The organism is Micromonospora rhizosphaerae (assembly GCF_900091465.1).
GTDB classification, from domain to species: Bacteria; Actinomycetota; Actinomycetes; order Mycobacteriales; family Micromonosporaceae; genus Micromonospora; species Micromonospora rhizosphaerae.
This window is the reverse complement of sequence record NZ_FMHV01000002.1, coordinates 1,124,499-1,145,443: the sequence shown is the minus strand read 5'-3', so window position 1 is coordinate 1,145,443 and position 20,945 is coordinate 1,124,499. Positions and strand designations below refer to the sequence as shown.

Below are 20,945 nucleotides of genomic sequence, written 5' to 3'. Positions count from 1 at the left end.
TAGGATCACTCTCACTGCTGGTTCGACCTTGTGGTCAGCCAGGCGTCGGCGCCCGCCAGGCGTCGCGCCGAACAGGGAACCCGGTGCGAATCCGGGACTGCCCCGCAGCGGTGAGCGGGAACGACCGCCGTCACGAGCACTGGGCCCGACGGGGCCTGGGAAGCGACGGCCAGTAGGCGAACGCGGAACGCGTCAGCCCGCGAGTCCGAAGACCTGCCAGCAGGGCGCGCCAACCCGGCGCGCATACCACCTCGGGGCCTCGCGGGAGGGCCGTCGAGCCGTACGGACACCACCGGCACACCGACCGGCGGCGTTCCGGCGTGCCGTCGTGCCCTCCCGCGGGGTCCACACCGACCACCCAGGAGAGCACGTGACGGCGTCATCCACCCTTGCCCCGCCCGCAGTCGAGGCGGTGCGGGACCTGCTGCACCGGCACCACCACGACCTGCCCGACACCGACCCGGACCGGATCCTGGCCCTGGTGGAGTCCGGGCGTACCGCCCGGGCCGACGAAGCGGAGCTGACCGAGCTGGCCATCGCGGCGACGGCCGGCCTGAGCGCCGAGGAGCCGGCGTACGCAAGACTCGCCGCGCGCCTGCTCGCCGGGCGAATCGCGCACGAAGCGACGGCGCAGGGCATCGACACGTTCAGCGACAGCGTCGCGGCCGCGTACGCCGAGGGGCTGCTGGACCCCGGCTTCGCCGGCTTCGTCGCGACGCACGCCGACGCCCTCGACCGCCTGGTCGACCACGCCCACGACGACGCGTTCGAGTACTTCGGCCTGCGCACGCTGTACGACCGCTACCTGCTGCGTCACCCGGGCAGCCGGAGGGTGCTGGAGCGGCCGCAGCACTTCTGGCTGCGGGTGGCCACCGGTCTGTCGGACACCGTCGAGGAGGCGGGCGAGCTGTACCGGCTGATGGCGCGGCTGGCCTATCTGCCCAGCTCACCGACGCTGTTCAACGCCGGCGCCCGGCACCAGCAGCTCTCCTCCTGCTTCCTGGTGGACTCGCCTCGGGATGAGCTGGAGTCCATCTACGAGCGCTACACGCAGGTTGCGAAGCTGTCCAAGTTCGCCGGTGGGATCGGCATCTCCTGGTCGCGGGTGCGCTCGCGTGGCTCGCTGATCCGGGGCACCAACGGCCGCTCCAACGGCATCGTGCCGTGGCTGCGCACCCTGGACGCGAGCGTGGCCGCGGTCAACCAGGGGGGTCGCCGCAAGGGCGCCGCCTGCGTCTACCTGGACACCTGGCACGCCGACATCGAGGAGTTCCTGGAGCTCAAGGACAACACCGGCGACGAGGCCCGGCGTACGCACAACCTCAACCTGGCCAACTGGGTGCCGGACGAGTTCATGCGCCGGGTCGAGGCGGACGCCGACTGGTCGCTCTTCGACCCGAAGGAGGCACCGGAGCTGCTCGACCTCTGGGGCGAGGAGTTCGACTCGGCGTACCGGGCGGCGGAGGCGGCGGGCAAGGCCGTGCGGACACTGCCGGCCCGCACCCTGTACGCGCGGATGATGCGCACCCTGGCGCAGACCGGCAACGGCTGGATGACCTTCAGGGACGCCGCGAACCGCACCTGCAACCAGGTCGGCGCGGGCGGTGGAGTGGTGCACCACTCCAACCTCTGCACCGAGATCCTCGAGGTGACCAGCGACGACGAGACGGCGGTCTGCACCCTCGGCTCGATCAACCTGGCCGCGCACCTGCTGCCGGCCACCGGATCCGAGGCAGAGACCGGCACCGGACCCGAGGCCGGGTCCGACGCCCCGTCCGGCGCCGCGACGGCCTCCGGCGTCGACTTCGTGACGCTGGCACGCACCGTCCGGCTGGCGGTCGGGGCGCTGGACCGGGCGATCGACCGGAACTGGTTCCCCACCGAGCAGGCGGCCACCGCGCACCGGCGCTGGCGACCCCTCGGGCTGGGCGTGATGGGGCTGGCCGACGTGTTCGCCGCGCTGCGGCTGCCGTTCGACTCCCCGGAGGCGCTGGCGCTCTCCACCCGGATCGCCGAGGAGATCGCGCTGGCCGCGTACGAGGCCTCGGCCGATCTGGCGGCGCTGCGCGGGGCACATCCGGCGTACCCGCTGACCCGGGCGGCCGGCGGGGTGCTGCACCCGGACCACTGGCCGGACGCCCGGCCCACCCGGCCGGACGCCTGGGCGGCGCTCCGCGAGAAGATCGCCCGGCACGGGCTGCGCAACTCGCTGCTGGTGGCGATCGCCCCGACCGCGACGATCGCGTCGATCGCCGGCTGCTCCGAGTGCGTCGAGCCGCTGGTCTCCAACGTCTTCAAGCGGGAGACCCTCTCCGGGGAGTTCCTCCAGGTCAACCGGCACCTGGTCGCCGACCTGAAGCGGCTGGGCCGGTGGACGCCGCAGACCCGGGACGCGATCAAGCGGGCGGACGGCTCGGTGCAGGGCCTGGACCTGCCCGCGGAGCTGAAGGCGTTGCACCGCACTGCCTGGGAGCTGCCGCAGAGGGCGCTGATCGACCTGGCCGCCGCGCGGGCGCCCTACGTGGACCAGTCGCAGTCGCTCAACCTGTTCCAGGCCAGCCCGACCATCGGCCGACTCTCCTCGATGTACGCGTACGCCTGGCGGGCCGGCCTGAAGACCACCTACTACCTGCGCTCCCGTCCGGCAACCCGGATCGCCCAGACCACCGTCGCCGCGGCCCCGGCCACCGTGCCGGTGCCGGCGCAGCCGCAACCCGCCGCGCCCACCCTGCTCACCCTGACCGTCGGCGACGGCGACGCGGTCGCCTGCTCGCTGGAGAACCCGGAGATCTGCGAGGCGTGCCAGTGACGATGCTGCTCGACCCCGGCATGGACCTGACCCTGCGACCGATGCGCTACCCGGACTTCTACGAGCGGTTCCGGGCCGCCATCCGCAACACCTGGACGGTGGAGGAGGTGGACCTGGCCTCCGACGTACCCGATCTGGCGAAGCTCTCCGACGGCGAACGACACCTGGTCCACCGCCTGGTGGCGTTCTTCGCCACCGGCGACTCGATCGTGGCGAACAACCTGGTGCTCAACCTCTACCAGCACGTCAACGCGCCCGAGGCCCGGCTCTACCTCTCCCGCCAGCTCTACGAGGAGGCGGTGCACGTCCAGTTCTACCTGACCCTGCTCGACACCTACCTGCCCGACCACGACGAACGGGCGAAGGCGTTCGCCGCGGTCGAGCACATCCCGTCGATCCGCGACAAGGCAGAGTTCTGCTTCCGCTGGATCGACTCGATCGGGTCCCTGCACCGGCTGGAGAGCCGGGCGGACCGGCGGGCGTTCCTGCTCAACCTGATCTGCTTCGCCGCCTGTGTGGAGGGGCTGTTCTTCTACGGCGCCTTCGCGTACGTCTACTGGCTGCGCTCGCGTGGCCTGCTCTCCGGGCTGGCCACCGGCACCAACTGGGTGTTCCGCGACGAGTCCATGCACATGGAGTTCGCCTTCACGGTGGTGGACACCGTCCGGGCGGAGGAGCCGGACCTCTTCGACGACGAGATGGCCGCGCAGGTGCGGACCATGCTGGACGAGGCGGTCGCGGCGGAGCTGGCCTTCGCCCGGGACCTCTGCGGCGACGGCCTGCCCGGCATGAACACCGCCGACATGCGCCGCTACCTGGAGTACGTGGCGGACGCGCGGCTCGCCCGGCTCGGGCTCCCACCGGTGTACGGATCGACGAACCCGTTCCCGTTCATGGAACTGCAGGACGTGCAGGAGCTGACCAACTTCTTCGAGCGGCGGGTCTCGGCGTACCAGGTGGCGGTGGAGGGGACGGTGGCGCTGGACGAGGCGTTCTGACCGCCGGTCAATGTCGGCGGCGCCGGGGGTCGGCCGGGCGACAGGGTGCCGGGTCTCGGCCCTGGCGCGCCGGCACGCCGCGGCGGCATGCTGGGGCGATGGGCGTACGGGTGGAGCACGACGGACCGGTGACCACGGTGATCCTGGACCGGCCGGCGGCCCGGAACGCCGTCGACGGTCCGACCGCCCGGGCGCTCGCCGACGCGTTCCGCGCCTTCGAGGCCGATCCGGAGGCGGCGGTCGCCGTGCTCTGGGGCGCCGGCGGCACGTTCTGCTCCGGCGCCGATCTCAAGGCCATCGGTACGCCGAGCGGCAACCGGGTCGAGCCGGAGGGCGACGGCCCGATGGGTCCGACCCGGATGCGCCCGTCCAAGCCGGTGCTCGCCGCGATCTCCGGGTACGCCGTGGCCGGCGGACTGGAGCTGGCGCTCTGGTGCGACCTGCGGATCGCCGAGTCCGACGCGGTGCTCGGGGTGTTCTGCCGACGCTGGGGCGTCCCGCTGATCGACGGCGGCACGGTACGACTCCCCCGGCTGATCGGCGAGAGCCGGGCGATGGACCTGATCCTCACCGGCCGACCGGTCCCCGCCGCCGAGGCGTACGCGATGGGTCTGGTCAACCGGCTGGTCGCGCCGGGTGAGGCCCGGGCGGAGGCCGAGCGGCTGGCGGCGGAGATCGCCCGGCACCCGCAGACCTGCCTGCGCAACGACCGGGCGGCGCTGCTCGCGGGTGCGGACCTGCCCGAGCCGGAGGCGATGGCCACCGAACTGGCCTTCGGCATGGAGTCCCTGGCGACGGACGCGGTCGCGGGCGCCGCACGGTTCACCGCCGGAGCCGGCCGGCACGGCGCCCCGGCGGACTGACCCGCGCTCACCTCAGCGTGCCCAACGCGGCCTCGATGGCGCGGTGGAAGGTCGGGTAGGCGTAGATCATGTGCCGGAGCTGGCTGATCGGGACCGCCGCGTGCACCGCCACCACCAGCGCGGACAGCACCTCGCCGCCCGCCGGGCCGACCGAGGTGGCCCCGACCAGCACGCCCTGGTCGGCGTCGGCGACCAGCTTGATGAAGCCGTCGTTGCCGGCCTTGTGGATCCAGCCCCGGGCCGACGACGTCAGGTCGGCGTACCCGATCTGGACGTTGATGCCGCGCTCACGGGCCTGCTTTTCGGTGAGGCCGACCGCGCCGACCTCGGGGTCGGTGAAGGTGACCCGGGGCAGCGCCCGGTAGTCGGCGCGCGGGACGCTGCCCGGCGCGGCGGTCGACCCGCCGGCGCTCATCGCCCCGCCGACCGCGCTGGTCGCCCCGGCCGCTCCGCCAACCACGCTGGCGGTGCCGCTGGGGTCCGGCCCGCCCTTGGTGAGCCGCATGTGGTCGAGCATGTCGGTGACGACGATCGCCGCCTGGTACATGGCGATGTGGGTGAACGCGCCCTCGCCGGTGAGGTCGCCGACCGCCCAGATCCCGTCGGTGACGTGCATCCGCCCGTTCACCGGCAGGTAGCGCTGGGAGGCGTCCACGTCGACGGTCTCCAGGCCCAGCTCCTCCAGGTGCGCCCGGCGGCCGGTCACCACCAGCAGCTTCTCGCCGGTGAACTCGGTGCCGCCCGCGTGCACGGTGAAGGTGGAGCCGTCGTGGTCGACCCGCTCGGCCTTCACCCCGGTCTCGATGGTCACCCCGTCGGCGCGGAGCGCCTTCGCGGCGATCTCGGAAGCCTCCGGCTCCTCGATGGCGAGCACCCGGTCCGCCGCCTCCACGACGGTCACCCGGACACCGAAGCGGGCGAAGGCCTGGGCCAGCTCCAGCCCGATCGCGCCGCCGCCCAGGATCAGCAGCGACTCCGGCAGCTCCTCGACCTCGATCGCCTGGTGGTTCGTCCAGTACGGCGTGTCGGCCAGCCCGTCGATCGGCGGGATCGAGGGGCGGGTGCCGGTACCCAGCACGATCCCGTACCTGGCCTGGAAGACCTGCTCGCCGACGCGTACCCGGCCGGGGCCGTCGAGCCGGCCGCTGCCCCGGACGAACCGCCCGCCCTTGCCGGTGAACCGCTCCACCGCCACCGTGTCGTCCCAGGTGTCGGTGGCCTCCTCGCGAATCCGCTTCGCCACCGGCGCCCAGTCCGGTCGCACCTGCGCCGCGCCGGCCAGCTCGTTGACGCGCCGTGCCTCGGCCAACGCGTTCGCGGCCCGGATCATCATCTTGCTCGGGATGCAGCCCCAGTACGGGCACTCCCCGCCGACCAGGTCCCGCTCGATCCCGACGACGGTGAGGCCGGCCTCGGCGAGCCGCCCGGCCACCTCCTCGCCGCCGACCCCAAGCCCGACCACGACCACGTCCACCAGCTCCGGCTCCGCCATGCCGCCAGCATTTCGCACCGGCGGGCCCGGGGCCACCGCACCGGACCGGAATTCCCCCGCTCGTAATGATCCCGACGGCTACGGTGGCCGGATGCACGCGCGCTTCGCCCCGGTGCGGGACTGCTTCCACGACCTCTTCACCACCGGCCGGGAGACCGGCGCCGGCCTGACCATCTGGTACGACGGCGAGCCGGTGGTCGACCTGGTGGGCGGTGGGTCTGCCGGGCGGGAGTGGCGGCCGGACACGCTGGTCAACGTCTACTCGGTCGGGAAGCCGGTGGCCGCGCTGTGCCTGCTGATGCTGGTCGACCGGGGTGGGATCGACCTCGACGACCCGGTCGCCGAGCACTGGTCGAGGTTCCGCACCCCCGCGACGGTGCGGCAGGTGCTCAGCCACACCGCCGGGCTGCCGGCCTTCCCGGTGCCCCGGCCGGCCGAGGCGGTCGCCGACTGGGCGCTGCTCTGCGCCGACCTGGCCGCCGCCGAGCCCGAGTGGGAGCCCGGGTCCGTCGCGGGCGAGCACGCCTGGACGTACGGACACCTGGTGGGCGAGCTGGTCCGCCGGGTGGACGGGCGGTCGGTGGGGCGGTTCCTGGCCGAGGAGATCGCCGGGCCGTGGCGGCTCGACCTGGGTTTCGGTCTCGGCGCGGCGGACCAGCGGCGCTGCGCCGACCTGTCGTACGCCGATCCGGGGTGGCCGGCTCGGATGCTGGGTGAGCCGGGGTCGCTGCGGGCCCGGGCGGTGGGCAACCCAGCCGGCGGCCTGGACCTGGCGGTGCTGAACAGCTCGCTCTGGCGGGGCGCCGAGGTGCCGGCGGTCAACCTGCACGGCACCGCGTCCGCCCTGGCCCGGCTCTACGCTGGCCTGCTGGCCGGGGGCACCCTCGACGGGGTACGCCTGTTCAGCCCGGAGCTGGTCGCCGAGGCGACCCGGGTCCAGTACGACGGCCCGGACCTGGTCCTGGACCGCCGGGCGTGCTGGACGCTGGGCATGCAGTGGGAAACCGACGGCAGCTGGGGCATGGGCGGGATCGGCGGCAGCAGCGCCTGGGCCGACCCGGAGCGGGGCTACACCTTCGCGTACGCGACCGGCCGCCTCGCCGACCACGACCGGGTGGACGAGCTGGTCGAGGCGCTGCACTCCTGCCTCTGACGGTTGTGCCTCCAACCGGTCGCACGGCGATGCCCGGTACATGAGTCGGGACAGCCGACACGGGCCACTGAGCGTGGCGCCCGCGCCCCGGCCACCGCCCCTCAGGCTCAGGGGACCGGGACGGGGTGGGCAACCACGCCGGGGACCGCGACCGGGGTGCCGGGCGGGGTGAGCAGGGCTCGGGCCGCCACCGCCAGCCGTCGCCGCTGGGGTACGCGGGCCCGCCGCAGGAAGACGTCGTAGTCCTGGGCGGCCACCTCGTCGAGGATCGCGCCGTAGAGCGCGTACGCGGTGCGCATGCAGGCCTGCGAGGCGGGCGCGAGCAGGGTGATCCCCGGCGCGGCGGCGGCATAGTGGGCCTGGGCGCGGGTCACCTCGTACTCGATCAGGTCCCGGATCTTCGGCGTGCTCCGGCCGCGGACCTTCGCCGCCAGCAGGTCCTCCGGAGCGACGTCGAACTTGGCCAGGTCCTCGTCGGGCAGGTACGTCCGGCCGCGGTCCAGGTCCTCCGCGACGTCCCGGATGAAGTTGGTGAGCTGGAAGGCGACGCCGAGCTGGCGGGCCGGCTCGCGGGCGGCCGCCGGGTCGGAGCTGCCCAGGATCGGCAGCATCATCGTGCCGATGGCAGCCGCCGACCCCTCCATATAGTCGAGCAGGTCGTCGTAGGTCGGGTACGCGCCGACCGTGAGGTCCATCGCCATGCTCTTGAGAAACGACGCAAAGTCGGCGTGATCCAGGTCGAAGATGGCGATGGTGTGCAGCACGGCGGGGAGCAGCGGGTCGTCGACCGGCTCGCCGTGCAGGCCGGCGAAGAAGCGAGCCGACCACTCGGCCAACCGGGCGGCGCGGTCGGCCGGCGGAAGATCCTCGGTCCGGTCGACGATCTCGTCGGCGTAGCGCGTGAATCCGTACAGGGCGTGCACGTGCCGCCGCTTCCAGGCCGGGAGCAGTCGGGTGGCCAGATAGTAGGTGCGGCCGTGACGTCGATGCAGCTCGCGGCAACGGTCGTAGGCAGCGGTGAGATCGGGGTTCACCGGCCCTCCTCGGATCGACGCGGCAATCGACGCAACTCGTAACCCTAGGGTACGCTCGCCCGCATGGCCAACCACGCAGCCGGGGGTGACCCGCTCCGCCTCCCGTCGGCACCGCCGGACGATCCGGTCCGCGGCGTCCTGGCCGCGTTTACGAAAGACCTGGTCAAGGGGGTCGAGGATACCCTCGCGACCCCGGCCGCCGAGGCCGGGAAGGAGGTGGTGACGTGCGGACCGTGAGCGGACCGACGGACCGAGTGGTGATCGTCGGCGCCGGGCTCGGCGGGCTGGCCTGCGCGCTGCACCTGGCCGGCAGCGGCCGGCGGGTGACCGTCCTGGAACGCGAGCCGGTGCCCGGCGGGCGCGCCGGGCGGCTCAGCGTCGACGGGTACGAGTTCGACACCGGGCCGACCGTGCTCACCATGCCCGACCTGATCGCCGAGGCGCTCGGGGCGGTCGGCGAGGAGCTGCGCGACTGGTTGGACCTCACCCCGCTCGACCCGGCCTACCGCGCCTGGTACCCGGACGGCTCGACGCTGGACGTCATCACCGACACCACCCGGATGGCGGCCGAGATCTCCCGGGTCTGCGGCCCCCGCGAGGCCGACGGCTACCTACGCTTCGTCGAGTACGCCCGCCGGCTGTGGCAGCTGGAGCGGGCCGACTTCATCGAGCGCAACCTCGACGCGCCGACCGACCTGCTCACCGCCAACCTGCTGAAGCTGCTGGCCGCGGGGGCGTTCCGGCGGCTCCAGACGAAGATCAATCAGTTCTTCCGCGATCCGCGTACCCAGCGGATCTTCTCCTTCCAGGCGATGTACGCCGGCCTCGCCCCGCACGACGCGCTGGCCATCTACGCGGTCATCGCGTACCTCGACTCGGTGGCCGGGGTCTCCTTCCCGCGCGGCGGCATCCACGCGGTCTCCCGCGCCATGGCCGGCGCGGCCGAGAAGCACGACGTGCAGATCCGGTACGGCACCACGGTGACCCGGGTGGAGACCGCGAACGGCCGGGCCACCGGCGTGGTCACCGCGGACGGGGAGTTCGTCCCGGCCGACGTGGTGGTGCTCAACCCGGACCTGCCGGTCGCCTACCGGGACCTGCTCCCCCCGGGGCGGCGGCGGAAGCTCACCTACTCGCCCTCCTGCGTGGTGCTGCACGTGGGCTCCCGGCAGGGCTACGCGAAGATCGCCCACCACAACATCCACTTCGGACAATCCTGGAAGGACACCTTCGACGAGGTGATCCGGCGAGGCGAGCTGATGACCGACCCGTCGCTGCTGGTGACGAACCCGAGCCGGACCGACCCGTCGGTGGCCCCGGTCGGCCGGCACACCTACTACGTGCTCGCCCCGGTGCCCAACCTCGACCGGGCGCCGTTCGACTGGCGCGGCGGCCTCAGCCGCCGCTACACCGACCAGCTGATCGAGACGCTGGAGGAGCGGGGCTACGTCGGCTTCGGCGACGGAGTGGAGGTGCTGCGCACGGTCACCCCGGCCGAGTGGGAGGAGCAGGGGATGGCCGCCGGCACGCCGTTCGCCTCCGCGCACAGCCTCTTCCAGACCGGCCCGTTCCGCCCGGGGAACCTGCACCGGACGCTGTCCAACGTGGTCTTCACCGGCTCCGGCACCCAGCCCGGGGTCGGCGTGCCGATGGTCCTCATCTCCGGCAAGCTGGCCGCCTCGCGTATCACCGGAGGCCGGCCGTGACCTCCCGGGAAGGACACCTGGTCGAGCTGGTCGACGACACCGGGCGGGTGCTCGGCCAGACCACCGTGGCCGCCGCCCACCAGTCGCCGGGCCGGCTGCACCGCGCCTTCTCCGTAGTGCTGGTCGACCCGGCGGGCCGGGTGCTGCTCCAGCAGCGGGCCGCCGTCAAGACCCGGTTCCCGCTGCGCTGGGCCAACGCCTGCTGCGGCCACCCGGCACCGGGGGAGTCGCTGGTCGAGGCCGCCAACCGCCGGCTCGGCGAGGAGCTCGGCGCGGGCCCGGTCACCCTGACCGAGGTCGGGGTGTACGCCTACTACGCCGAGGACCCGGCCACCGGCCGCGTCGAGTTCGAGTACGACCATGTCCTGCGCGCGGACGTACCCGCCGACCTGCACATCGCGCCGGATCCCGACGAGGTGGCCGACCTACGCTGGGTCGACCCGATCCAGCTGCAGGCGGACCTCGACGTCGACCCCCGCGCGTACGCACCCTGGCTGGGCGGGGTGGTGAGCCGGCTGCTGCACCCGGCCACGGGCGCCGCCGACGCGGTCGCGTTCCCGTCCGGCGTTCCCACGGATGAGGCGTCGGAGCGGCCAGGTGGCCGATGAGGCGCTGAGCGCGGGGGCCGCCGCGCGCCGGCTGGGGGTCGCGGTCACCACCCTCCGCACCTGGCACCAGCGCTACGGTCTCGGCCCCAGCGAGCACGTACCGGGGCACCACCGGCGCTACACGCCGGCCGATCTCGCGCGCCTGGAGATCATGCGACGGCTCACCGCGGAGGGGGTCACCCCGGCCGAGGCGGCCCGCTGGGCCCGGCAGACTCCCGCCGGGAGCGCGGCCGAGGTCGGCGTGCCGCAGGCCAGCCGGGGTGCCGCTCGGGACGGCGGTGGGCAGACCATCCCGGTCGGCCGGGCCGGGCCGGCCGCCCGGGGGCTCGCCCGGGCCGCCATGCGCCTGGACTCGGTGGCGATCGGGGAGACCATCGCGCACGCCCTGGCCACGGACGGGGTGATCGGCACCTGGGACGGGCTGCTGCGGCCGGTCCTCGCCGGGCTCGGCGAACGGCACGCGGCCACCGCCGGGTTGATCGAGGTGGAGCACCTGGTGTCCCGGTGCGTCTCGGAGGCGTTCGCCGCGGTGGCCCGGGCGCACCCGGCCACCGGTCCGGCCCGCATCCTGCTCTCCTGCGCGGACGAGGAGCAGCACACGCTGCCGCTGGAGGCGCTGGCCGCCGCGCTGGCGGAGGCCGGGGTCAGCTACCGGATGCTCGGCGCCCGGGTGCCGGTGGAGGCGCTGGTCGAGGCGGTCACCCGGACCGGGTCGGCCGCCGTCGTGATCTGGTCGCACAGCCCGGCCACCGCCGACCCCCGGCAGCTCTCCGCCCTGCTCGCGGCGCCGCGCCGACCGCTGCTGGCGCTCGCCGCCGGCCCGGGCTGGCACCCCGACACGCTGCCCGCCGGCGTGGTCCGTCCGGCCGCCCTGGCCGAGGCGGTCTCGCTGGCGTTGGCCGTACGGGACTCGCTGGATCGGTCGCCAGCGGACTGACCGGCCCTCCCGGTTCGGCGCGACGTCCACTACGGTCGGAGCGTCCGCGTACCCCGACCCCCCTTCGGGAGCGACGATGCGTTCACGCGCCGTGCTGGCGTTCGGTCTCGGCCTGGTCCTCCTCCTGACCGGCTGCGGAGATCCCGCCCGGAGCCCGGCCCAGGCGGCCGGCCCTTCCCCGGCCCCCTCGGCACCTCCGAAGCCGAAGCCGACGGCCTCGCCGCGACCCACCCGGACCACCCCGCCCAAGCCCCGGCTGCGGCCGATGCCGACCACGCTTCCGGCCGGCCTGCGCCGCAGCACCGGCGACCGGGCGGTGGCGCTGACCTTCGACGACGGTCCGGACCCGCGGTGGACGCCGAAGGTCCTCGACCAGTTGCGCGCGGCGCGGGTCACCGCGACGTTCTGCCTGATCGGCAAGCAGGCGCAGCGCTACCCAGCGCTGGTCGCCCGGATCGCCCGGGAGGGACACCAGCTCTGCAACCACAGCTGGCGGCACGACATGAACCTCGGCCGACGGCCGCTGGCGGAGATCCGGGCCGACCTGGTCCGCACCGACCGGGCGATCAAGGCGGCGGTGCCGAACGCCCGCATCCCCTACTACCGGCAGCCGGGTGGCCGCTGGACCCCCGAGGTCGTGGCGGTGGCCCGCCAGCTCGGCATGCGCTCCCTGCACTGGAGCGTCGACCCGCAGGACTGGGCCCACCCCACCGCCGAGACGATCATCGAGCGGGTGGAGTCGGCGGTCCGGCCCGGGGCGATCGTGCTGCTGCACGACGGCGGCGGCGACCGGCGGCAGACGCTGGCCGCCTGCCAGCGCCTGATCCCCGACCTGAAACGCCGATACGGGATCTCCCGGCTCCGGTAAGACCGCCGCTGGCCTGCGGTTTTGCGCACTGATGTGCCCAGCGCCATACCGGTTTGGTCGACCGGCCGGCCATCACGTATGCTTTCCAAGCCTCCGGCGGGGCCGGATGGGAGCAAGTCCGCTTGAAGTTGCGAGTGTGCAATGATGGCGGGGCCGCCCTCATCGTCTAGCGGCCCAGGACGCCGCCCTTTCAAGGCGGTAGCACGGGTTCGAATCCCGTTGGGGGCACGGTCCGGCTTCGGTCGGATGCAACAGAGCCAGGTCCTGTGGAGCAGTTGGAGTGCTCGCCGCCCTGTCAAGGCGGAGGTCGCGGGTTCAAGTCCCGTCAGGACCGCAAGCGCTGACGCCGCGCGGATGATGCGCGGCGTTCTGCGTATCGGAGCGTGTGACCCTCTCGGCGGTGACCCCGCCGCTCCGGGTAGCATGGACCGAGCACCATGGCCAGGTAGCTCAGTTGGTACGAGCGTCCGACTGAAAATCGGAAGGTCGGCGGTTCGACCCCGCCCCTGGCCACATAGCCTTTCGCCGGGCTACAGCAGCGCCGACCAGCGGAAACGCCGGTCGGCGTTTTGCTTTGTGGATCCGCACGTGTCATCGGATGTCCGTTTCGTCACCGCGCTGACGGCAGTCTGACGACAACGACTCCTTGCTGATGCGCTCGTCGAGCCGGGCCAGTGCGCGGTATTTCTCCTCTAGCGATGTGTGTGCGTAGATCGTCATGGTGACGTCCAGCGCGGAGTGGCCCGCGATCTCTCGGACGATCTGCGGCGGGACGCCAAGCTCCAGGAGCAGGGTTACGCATGTGTGGCGCAAGTCATGGAAGCGGAGCTGAACCCCCGCCGCGTCCTTGATCCGTTCCCAGCTCCGGCGAAGGTTGTCCGGGCTCCATCGGTGCCGATCCTGCTCGGGAACACCAGCCTATGATCTTTCCAGTCCCTGCCCCTGTCGGCGCGTTGCTCGGCCTGACGCTTCGCGTGATCTTTTAACGCCGCGACGCAGACGGGCGGCAGCGGAACGGTGCGACGGGAGGTCCGGGTCTTCGGGGGCACGAACTGAAGCTGACCCCTGACCCGCTGTAGCGTCTGCTTGATCTCCAGGGAGGGGTAGCGACCTGGGTCTGCGTCGAGGATGAGGTCTTGCCAGCGCAACCCAAGTAGTTCAGCCCGACGCAGCCCGAGGTAGAGGGCGAGTACGTAGAGCGCGTGCGGGGACTCCCCCTCGGCAGCCTTGAGCACTCGGTGAGCCTCGGTAGCGGACAGGCCGCGGCCCGGCCGATCGTCGGGGGTGGCGACCTGGACCAGCTTGGCGACGTTACGAGCGAGTAACTCCTCCCGCACGGCGTGCTGGAGCGCGGCTCGCAGGACAGCATGGACGAGCTGGACCATGCGCGTCGAGAGCTGGAGTCCGAAGACCTGGGTTGACCACATGGGCCGGCCCGTTCCCTTCTCCGACTTCTGGTTGCCGTTCGGGGTCGTTCTTCGGCGCCGGGTCCTTCAAGCGGGATGGCCCCAGAGCTTGTTGTTGATCATCGGCACGACGAGCGTTGGAAGACGGGTGCCGAGCGCTGAACAGAGGACGCCGAGTGCGTATGTGTCGGAGGCCCCAGCAGCAGCCTTGTTGATCGTGTTGAACGTTGCGGGACACACCACGATCGCCTCTGGATCCGGTCCGGTCTTTGGGGTAGACGGTTCCCTGTAGTCGAACCGGACCGGCCGATTGGTCACGGACACGACAGCGTCAACGTCCAGCCAGGGCGCGGATGCGGGGGTTCCCACGACGGTTGTGTCCCAGGTGTCGGCTACCAACGCGGCCGCGATGTCGGCGGCCCGCGAAGCGAGCGGTGCTCCGCACACGATCAGAGTGAGTGGGCGTGCCACAGCAGGCTCTCAGTCGAGCACGCCGGCAGGGCGCAGTCCAAGCGAAGTTGGCGTCGTGCCCAAGCACCGCCGCCAGGTCCTCAGCCACAGCGAGCCTCCGCCAGGCTTCCGCACGGTCGGTACGGCGAGCAGCAATCACGGCCGCAATCAGCCACAGCGCGCCAGCCACTGAGACGAGGTCGGGCACGTCCGCTCGCGCGTGTCGCTGGACCTGCTCCGCCATGCTGATTGCTAAACCCTCGGCGTCCTCGGGACGGTCAGCCCGCAGGAGGGCGCAGACGACTTGATAGGCCGCCATTCCACGAGCCTCGACAGAATCTGCCTCGATGGCTGCCGTTGCGCCGCGGTCGGACGCCAGCAACGCGAGGTCCCCTGCCCCCATCTTCGTCAAGAGCTTCGCGGCGACGACGTAGGCAGAGACATACGCAAGCAGTAGGTCGCGACGAGCAGCGCCCTGAGTGCCTCGATGTACTCGCGCTGGGGCTTGCAACCGGTGGGGCGGCGCTCCCCGGCAAGGAGACCAGGGGCGGAGGTGGTGTCACGCAGGTCCCGAGGCCGGACAGCCGGCTGCCGGCGTGTCGAGTCTCAGGACCTGGGTGACAGAACAGTCTCGGGAACGTGGGTGACACTTCCGGGCTAGCCGGGTGGTGAGGGGGGCTCGGGTGGGCGTCCTCGGGCGCGGGCCGCGTCGGATATGGCGATTCCGGCCAGAACGAGGGCAGCTGCCAGGGCGACCACCAGCGGCGGCAGGAAGAACGCCGCCGGCGATATGGCGGCGAGGACGAGCACCCCGATCGGCCGGGAGCGGGAGACCCGGCCGAACACCGTGTACTCGAAGGCGGCCCGTCCGGCGAGGAACAGCGCGGGTCCGCCGAGGATGACGGTGACCCAGGCCGGTGGTGTGTGTCCGAGCGGGTGGCCGATGACAAGTTCGTCGCCGATGGAGATCGGGACGATGCCGGCGACCATGACCAGGTGGGCGTATATCGACGGGATGACCACGCGGACCGGGTCGCGGGCGGCGGCGATGGCCTCCGCGAGCAGGGACCCGGCGCGTTGGATGTAGATCTGCCATAGCAGCGCCGTGGTGGCGAACGCGACGACGACCGCGGCGATCCGGTCGGGCTCGTACCGGCCGCGGCTGAAGGTGAAACCGGTGACTAGAATGAGCTCGCCGAGCGCGATGATGAAGAGCTGCCGGTGGCGTTCGGCCACATGTGGGGCGGAGATCGCGAGCTCTTCCGCCCTCGCGAACACGTGACGCAGCCGCGGTGTGGGCAAGCCGAATGCGATTGCCGTGTGCTCAATGGCTACCGCCAGCGCCCACAGCACGCCGCGCGCCGTGTCGTGCGTGACAGCGCCGGCGATCCACGGCACCGCGGACACGCAGGACCAGAAGAGTGGCCGCACGAAGGCCACCCGCGCCTCGTGGCCCCGCAGCACGAGCACGGCGCCGGCGCTGCGACCGATCTGGATGGCAACGTACAAGCCTGCGAAGAACAGGCCATGCTCGCCGAACGCCTGCGGCGCTGCGGCGGTCATCAGCAGAGTGCCGAACATGGTCCCGATCACCAGCAGCTGTATCAGCGGCTGCTGCGGGTCCAACCTGTCCGTGAGCCCCGCCGTATAGGTGTAAACCGCCCACCCGGCGAGCAGCAACACCAGCGTCTGGAGCGCGTCGCTCCAGTTCAGATGCTCCAGCAGCCCCTGCGAGAGCCGCGCGAGCCCGAAGACGAACACCAGGTCGAAGAAGAGTTCCAGGTACGTCGCTCGTGGGTCCTCGGGTCGTCGCAGGAGCCCGGCTGCTCCGCCCGTCATCTCCTCGCCCGTTTCTGCGGTTTCTGTCTAACTTTTCGGTAATTCGTACCACACGGCCGTCAGATGCGGATGTGCTGCGGTGGTCCGGGTTCGAGCGGCTCCGTTTATCCGTCGGGCGGCGATAGGGGTCGTGAGTTCCTTCCATCCGCGCCGCCCGCGCTGCCCGAGGTCGCGTACGTTGACGGACGTTGCCTGACGGAGCGCACAGGACTTGTAAGCGAGACGTCACGGGGGCGCTCCAGGGATGATCACGAGCAGGGCCCCGGCGATCCCCGTCTATGATCCAGTGGCAGTGCGACCGTGACGGGGAACGCAAGTGATCGATGCGATCTTTTTTGATATCGGCGGGACGATTCTCGACGAGTCCCGCGAGTTCGAGACCTGGGCGGACTGGTTCGGGGTTCCACGGCATACGTTTTCGGCGGTCTTCGGTGCGGCGATCGCCCGGGGTCTGGACTGGCAGGAACCGTTCCGGGTCTTCCGGCCCGGTTTCGATCTCGCGGCCGAGCTCGAACGCCGAGCAGCCGCTGGCAAACCGGAGTCGTTCGGCGAAGAGGATCTCTACCCCGACGCGCGATCGTGCCTGACCTCCTTGAAGGATCAGGGCCTGTTTGTGGGCTTGGCTGGCAACCAGCCAGCTCATGCTGAGGCGATCCTTCGTGCTCTCGACCTGTCCGTGGATGTGATCGGCACGTCGGACGGTTGGGGCGTGGCGAAGCCGTCACCGGCCTTTTTCGAGCACGTCATTCGTGAAGGCGGTGGCGATGCGTCTTCGATCCTGTACGTCGGCGATCGGCCCGACAACGATGTACGCCCGGCCAAGGAGGCCGGTATGAAGACGTGCCTGATCCGGCGCGGTCCGTGGGGTTACATCCTCGACATGCCAGCCGTGTCTGAGCAGTGCCTGTTCCGCATCGATTCGCTGGACGAACTTCCGAGCCTGGTTGAGAAGCACAACGCGGAAAGCGGCTAAAGCTGGACGTCACGTACACAAGGATGCCGGTGGGAAAGTTCGAGGAGGGCGCAGCCGCGTCCGTAGCGGCGGCGGACCCGCGGGCTGTGGTCGTCTTGCCGCTGCCCGAGTTTCCGCGGATCACGACCAGCGTGGGAAGAGCCTTCTCGGTCACGGTGTCTCCTCCCGACATCAGGGTGACTGCGACGGGTGGTAATAGAACCACGAGCCTGGATAGACCGGTCGTTCCTGAGCTGACTGGCTCGCGTCTTCCGACTCACACCACCGGCAGGCCTCCGGCTCGCCGAGCAGCCGAGCGAGCAGCCAAACCCGCGAGCAGCGGCGGACAATCGCGGACCGAGGCACCAAAGCGAGTAGGAGGAACGGGCGCCGGACCAGCGCGTGGCTACCGACTCGTAATGCGTAGGTCAGCGGGACAAGTGCCAAGCGAAGTAGGTTCTGTCTCGGAATCATCCGGACGCTGCGGCCGACCTCGTCCGTGACCTCATCGGTCGCGGGTTGCTGGCGGTAAGCGAGGCGCGTTACTGGCACGAGGGCCAGCACGACGACGATGCGGCAAGCCTGTTGGACTTCTCGCTGCACTTCGAGGACAAGCCGGCGTTGATGGCTCACGGGTGCGGCGAGCACCTTAGAGGTCGCGCGGACTGGTTGGTGATCATCAGCGGCGGGTGGGGCGGTGGTCCCACCGGTAGAGGATCCGTGCGCGTCGGATAAGGCTACGGACGGTGATGATCGCGTCGGCCAGGTCGAAGAACGCGTCGATGACCTTCTCGGTCCGTTCGTAGCAGCGTTGCAGCCGGTTGAACGCGTTGTGCCAGCTGTCCGTCCGCTCGACGTGCCACCGTTGGCTTGCCTGGATGGGCGCCTTGTCAATGTGGGCGATCTCGCCGGTCGGACACTCCACTCGGCCTGGGCGACGGAGGGGTTCGAGGCGTCGGCAACGGGTAGACCGCGGTCTGGCCGAGAGGAGGATCCAGGTGGTCTACGAGGATTTTGTTGAGGCAGTGGCCAGGCGGACAGGGGTGTCGGCCGATCAGGCGGAGACGATAGCCCGGGCGACGTTGGAGACGTTGGCAGATCGGATCAGCGGAGGCGAGGCGAGTGATCTCGCCGATCAGCTTCCCGAAGGGCTTGACGATCCCCTGCGCAAGACTCGGGAACACCCCGAGTCGTTCGGGCTCGGGGAGTTCGTTCAGCGGGTGACGGCACGCGCCGGCGTCGACGGTGTGCTCGCCAGTGCCGGCGTCCGCGCGGTGCTCACCACACTGCGTGAGGCTGTCCCGGCTGAGGAGTTCCAGGACATGGTGGCTCAACTCTCGAAGGACTTCTGGCGGGTGGTCGAACCGGTGGGCCTCCGTCCCGGTGAACGACGGGCCCGCTAGTGGCAACGCCGTTCAGTTAGGCCGTTGAGTGAGCTGTCAAGGTTCGGCGGTGAGGTTCGATGTTGATGGTGGCGGGACACGCTAGACGGAACCTGCCGAGGCTCGATGTATGGCACCGGGCTCCCCCTCGGCCGAGGTCATGCCGCCCGCGAGCCGGGAGCAGTAGCAGGGGCGGCCTGACATCAGTCCCTGACATCAACCCTGGCGGCCGACCCCGGACACGTCCGTACGGATCTCGGCTCTGTCGCCGACCCAGTGGACGTCAGCGGACGCTGCGACTCTTGCCGTAAACGCCTTGTAAGCGAGATGTCAGGCAGCATCTCGTCGAGCTCCGGGTCGTGCTGGAGCCCCAACCCAGCCAGCCGCAGCTCTCGACCTGCACAGGAAGCCGTGAGTAACCGCCTCGCCGACAATCCAAGGATTCAGGACGACTGAAGGTCGTGGGGATTGCCTGAGAGTCAACGCTGAATGGTGGTTAGCGACACGCGGGCTCACGCCTCGAGGTTCTTCTTGAGCAGCGCGAGGTTTCGAGGCAGGCCCTTGCGGGTCTCGGGCTTGACGAGGAGGGGCACCAGGAGCTTGCCGATCCCGCGGCCCTCGAAGTCGAGTTCGACAGTCACTCGGGAACCGACCGCTGTCGGCTCGACTCGCGTGTCAACGAGCGGCCGGACCGGGCCATCGACCCCCCTCATCGACCAGCTGTGCGGGGCGTCGTAACTGGTGAACTCCATCGTCATGGGCTGCTCGCGCTTACCCACGCGACGGACGGTGATCACCTTGCCGCCGACGGCGAGCTCACCCTCCTGGGATGCCGACACGACGTTCTCCTGCCAGGCCGACAGATTCGCCGGGTCGATCGCGTAGGCGAAGACCTTCTCGACGGGCACGTTGATCTCGATGCTGGCGATTACGGCGGCCATGCGGGCTCCTCGGTCGGCGGCAATCGTTTGGAACTCTAGTCGCGCACTGCCGGACCCGCGCCAACGCTGTGCTGCCGGGCAAGGCACCCGGCTCGCCCCTCAACACATCCAGGTAGTGGTCCAGGTCCACGCTCTGCCCGCCGCAGGTGATCAGCCGCGGATGTCGGGCGATGACGGTGCGGCCGTCGAACAGCGGAGGTCCGGTCGACGGCTGGTCCTTGCTGGTGCCCGTCATGCCTGCAGCGTGAAGATCAACGGGCACAGATCCGGCACAACTCATGTCGAGCAGAGCCGGCAAATGATGTCAGACGATGGAGGTCTTCCCGCAGCTCGGCACGGCGGACCATCCGATTGAAGGCGATCGCTGCCAACCTCGGGTCTATGGGATTCAAATCCCCCCAGGCCCCACCCAGGTCAGAGGCCGTTTCCCGCAGCGGGAGACGGCCTTTGCGATATGACGATGAGGGTATGTTGGACCAGCGTAGAGGGGTACGCCGTATTCCAACACTGATCTTGTTCGGCCTTGTCCTCGGCCGCTGGTGGCGGTCAGCACTCGCCGCCGCCGCGCTGGGATAGCCAGCCTTGCTCTTGGCTACCGACGTGATCAACGTCGAGCCGGGCTTGCTCGGCGCGTCTTGGCTCGCCATAGCCAACACCGGCGTTGGCGTGCTGCTTCATCAAGGCACCCTGCGAATGATCCGGAAGCCTACCGGCCTCGGTGTCCTGCTGCGGTGTTGGCCACCCGCGGTCAAGCCTGACCGCCACCGTCGCGCCGAGGCTTCGTCTCGGCGATTTCGCCCCGGATCGGCAGCCAGTAGAAGGGAATGAAGGCGGCGATCACAGCCACGCCAAGAGCGGGAAGCAGGGCGCCCAGCAGGGTTCCGGTGGCGATCCAGGTAAGGGCGAGCCGGAAGCGCCGGCTGATGGCCCTCGCACCGGCGGAATCCATGGTAGTCACGAGCAGCCGGCGATGACGACGTGCGTACTCCCAGATGGCGTTGAACAGCATGGCTGCCAATTCGAACGCGATGCCGTGGAAGACGACGGCAGAGCGCTGCCCCTGTCCGTCGCGGAACGCCTGGGCCAGAACGGAGGCGGCGAACGGCAGGAACGCAATGTCCATCAGCAGCACGGTGTTCAGGAACAGCACCATCCGGTCGGCGATGCGGATCTGGTCGAACATGACGTGGTGATTGGCCCACACCTGCCCGATCAACATGAAGGTGACGACGTAAGCCAGGTAGGACGGCCAGAGCGTGGCGAGGCCGTGGACCAGGTGCCGGGTATCCTGCGGCGGGCGGATCTCCAGGACGAGCAGGGTGACGGCGATGGCGATGACCGCATCGCTGAACGCGACGACCCGCGAAGGATCGCGCTCCATGCCGAACGGCGTTGACCTTCCTGGTCCACGAACAGGTTCTGTCACCGTCCAAGCGTCGGGCACCAGGCGCCGCGGCACGCGAAGCCGAGCGGCGTGTCATCCAACGGCCCCCAGCCAGCGTCACTC

General features: G+C 70.8%; 18 protein-coding genes, 3 tRNA genes, 2 pseudogenes and 1 riboswitch. Of the genes and pseudogenes, 14 read left to right on the top strand and 9 right to left on the bottom strand.

The window, feature by feature from the left end:
• The first annotated feature begins 29 nt into the window (after positions 1 to 29).
• A riboswitch (cobalamin riboswitch) is annotated at positions 30 to 235 on the top strand.
• Positions 236 to 370: 135 nt separating this feature from the next.
• From GA0070624_RS05585 to GA0070624_RS05575, 3 genes are all read left to right on the top strand, one after another.
• Positions 371 to 2,809, top strand: coding sequence for a ribonucleoside-diphosphate reductase subunit alpha (locus GA0070624_RS05585; RefSeq protein ID WP_245718670.1), 2,439 nt, complete (start codon positions 371 to 373; stop codon positions 2,807 to 2,809).
• A 2-nt stretch (positions 2,810 to 2,811) separates the two neighbouring features.
• Entirely contained in the window at positions 2,812 to 3,807 is a 996-nt protein-coding gene (locus GA0070624_RS05580) for a ribonucleotide-diphosphate reductase subunit beta (RefSeq protein WP_091337234.1), read from the top strand.
• A gap of 98 nt (positions 3,808 to 3,905) precedes the next feature.
• Positions 3,906 to 4,670, top strand: coding sequence for a crotonase/enoyl-CoA hydratase family protein (locus GA0070624_RS05575; protein WP_091337233.1), 765 nt, complete (start codon positions 3,906 to 3,908; stop codon positions 4,668 to 4,670).
• Between the two features lie 7 nt (positions 4,671 to 4,677).
• On the opposite strand, the gene GA0070624_RS05570 is transcribed toward GA0070624_RS05575, so the two are convergent.
• On the bottom strand, positions 4,678 to 6,162 hold the full coding sequence (locus tag GA0070624_RS05570; protein WP_091337231.1) for a dihydrolipoyl dehydrogenase family protein: 1,485 nt from the start codon (positions 6,160 to 6,162) through the stop codon (positions 4,678 to 4,680).
• A 91-nt stretch (positions 6,163 to 6,253) separates the two neighbouring features.
• On the opposite strand from GA0070624_RS05570, the gene GA0070624_RS05565 reads away from it, so the two are divergent.
• Positions 6,254 to 7,315, top strand: coding sequence for a serine hydrolase domain-containing protein (locus tag GA0070624_RS05565; RefSeq protein ID WP_091337229.1), 1,062 nt, complete (start codon positions 6,254 to 6,256; stop codon positions 7,313 to 7,315).
• A gap of 107 nt (positions 7,316 to 7,422) precedes the next feature.
• Here the strand turns inward: GA0070624_RS05565 and GA0070624_RS05560 are convergent, their stop codons facing one another.
• Positions 7,423 to 8,349, bottom strand: a complete 927-nt coding sequence (locus GA0070624_RS05560; RefSeq protein WP_091337227.1) for a phytoene/squalene synthase family protein — start codon at positions 8,347 to 8,349, stop codon at positions 7,423 to 7,425.
• Between the two features lie 63 nt (positions 8,350 to 8,412).
• Here GA0070624_RS05560 and GA0070624_RS33780 point away from each other — a divergent pair, with 63 nt between their 5' ends.
• From GA0070624_RS33780 to GA0070624_RS05525, 8 genes are all read left to right on the top strand, one after another.
• A complete protein-coding gene (locus GA0070624_RS33780; protein WP_245718669.1) occupies positions 8,413 to 8,586 on the top strand; it encodes a hypothetical protein in 174 nt (57 codons plus the stop codon).
• The gene (gene crtI / locus GA0070624_RS05555) at positions 8,574 to 10,055 is read left to right on the top strand and encodes a phytoene desaturase family protein (protein ID WP_091337225.1); all 1,482 of its coding nucleotides are present in this window, start codon (positions 8,574 to 8,576) and stop codon (positions 10,053 to 10,055) included. The genes GA0070624_RS33780 and crtI overlap by 13 nt, the downstream gene beginning before the upstream one ends.
• Positions 10,052 to 10,663, top strand: coding sequence for an isopentenyl-diphosphate Delta-isomerase (idi, locus tag GA0070624_RS05550; RefSeq protein ID WP_091337223.1), 612 nt, complete (start codon positions 10,052 to 10,054; stop codon positions 10,661 to 10,663). Before crtI ends, idi begins: the two co-directional genes overlap by 4 nt.
• Positions 10,653 to 11,600: a MerR family transcriptional regulator gene (locus GA0070624_RS05545; RefSeq protein WP_091337221.1), complete on the top strand. Its 948-nt coding sequence runs from the start codon at positions 10,653 to 10,655 to the stop codon at positions 11,598 to 11,600. The genes idi and GA0070624_RS05545 overlap by 11 nt, the downstream gene beginning before the upstream one ends.
• A 76-nt stretch (positions 11,601 to 11,676) precedes the next feature.
• Positions 11,677 to 12,468 (top strand): polysaccharide deacetylase family protein, encoded by a 792-nt coding sequence (locus tag GA0070624_RS05540; RefSeq protein WP_091337220.1) that lies wholly within the window; start codon positions 11,677 to 11,679, stop codon positions 12,466 to 12,468.
• Between the two features lie 155 nt (positions 12,469 to 12,623).
• Positions 12,624 to 12,696 (top strand) — tRNA-Glu (locus GA0070624_RS05535).
• Between the two features lie 32 nt (positions 12,697 to 12,728).
• Positions 12,729 to 12,802 (top strand) — tRNA-Asp (locus GA0070624_RS05530).
• A 105-nt stretch (positions 12,803 to 12,907) separates the two neighbouring features.
• A tRNA-Phe gene (locus tag GA0070624_RS05525) sits at positions 12,908 to 12,981 on the top strand.
• 78 nt (positions 12,982 to 13,059) lie between these two features.
• Here the strand turns inward: GA0070624_RS05525 and GA0070624_RS36755 are convergent.
• The 3 genes and pseudogenes from GA0070624_RS36755 to GA0070624_RS05510 all read right to left on the bottom strand — a co-directional run.
• Positions 13,060 to 13,362: pseudogene (locus GA0070624_RS36755) on the bottom strand (tyrosine-type recombinase/integrase); the annotation flags it as partial.
• Positions 13,363 to 13,961: 599 nt separating this feature from the next.
• Positions 13,962 to 14,321, bottom strand: a complete 360-nt coding sequence (locus GA0070624_RS36750) for a flavoprotein (RefSeq protein WP_425413539.1) — start codon at positions 14,319 to 14,321, stop codon at positions 13,962 to 13,964.
• Between the two features lie 660 nt (positions 14,322 to 14,981).
• A complete protein-coding gene (locus GA0070624_RS05510) occupies positions 14,982 to 16,163 on the bottom strand; it encodes a low temperature requirement protein A (RefSeq protein WP_091337215.1) in 1,182 nt (393 codons plus the stop codon).
• Between the two features lie 316 nt (positions 16,164 to 16,479).
• Between GA0070624_RS05510 and GA0070624_RS05505 the strand changes: the two genes are divergently transcribed.
• Positions 16,480 to 17,136, top strand: coding sequence for an HAD family hydrolase (locus GA0070624_RS05505; RefSeq protein ID WP_091337213.1), 657 nt, complete (start codon positions 16,480 to 16,482; stop codon positions 17,134 to 17,136).
• A 658-nt stretch (positions 17,137 to 17,794) separates the two neighbouring features.
• Here the strand turns inward: GA0070624_RS05505 and GA0070624_RS05500 are convergent.
• Positions 17,795 to 18,025 (bottom strand): annotated as a pseudogene (locus tag GA0070624_RS05500) (IS5/IS1182 family transposase); the annotation flags it as partial.
• Between the two features lie 88 nt (positions 18,026 to 18,113).
• On the opposite strand from GA0070624_RS05500, the gene GA0070624_RS05495 reads away from it, so the two are divergent.
• A complete protein-coding gene (locus tag GA0070624_RS05495) occupies positions 18,114 to 18,518 on the top strand; it encodes a DUF2267 domain-containing protein (protein WP_091337211.1) in 405 nt (134 codons plus the stop codon).
• A gap of 491 nt (positions 18,519 to 19,009) precedes the next feature.
• Here GA0070624_RS05495 and GA0070624_RS05490 read toward each other — a convergent pair whose 3' ends face one another.
• From GA0070624_RS05490 to GA0070624_RS35190, 3 genes are all read right to left on the bottom strand, one after another.
• Positions 19,010 to 19,438: an SRPBCC family protein gene (locus GA0070624_RS05490; RefSeq protein ID WP_091337209.1), complete on the bottom strand. Its 429-nt coding sequence runs from the start codon at positions 19,436 to 19,438 to the stop codon at positions 19,010 to 19,012.
• A gap of 546 nt (positions 19,439 to 19,984) precedes the next feature.
• On the bottom strand, positions 19,985 to 20,116 hold the full coding sequence (locus GA0070624_RS36325) for a hypothetical protein (RefSeq protein WP_281180948.1): 132 nt from the start codon (positions 20,114 to 20,116) through the stop codon (positions 19,985 to 19,987).
• Positions 20,117 to 20,186: 70 nt separating this feature from the next.
• Positions 20,187 to 20,819, bottom strand: a complete 633-nt coding sequence (locus GA0070624_RS35190; protein ID WP_218105115.1) for a TMEM175 family protein — start codon at positions 20,817 to 20,819, stop codon at positions 20,187 to 20,189.
• Between the last annotated feature and the right edge of the window lie 126 nt (positions 20,820 to 20,945).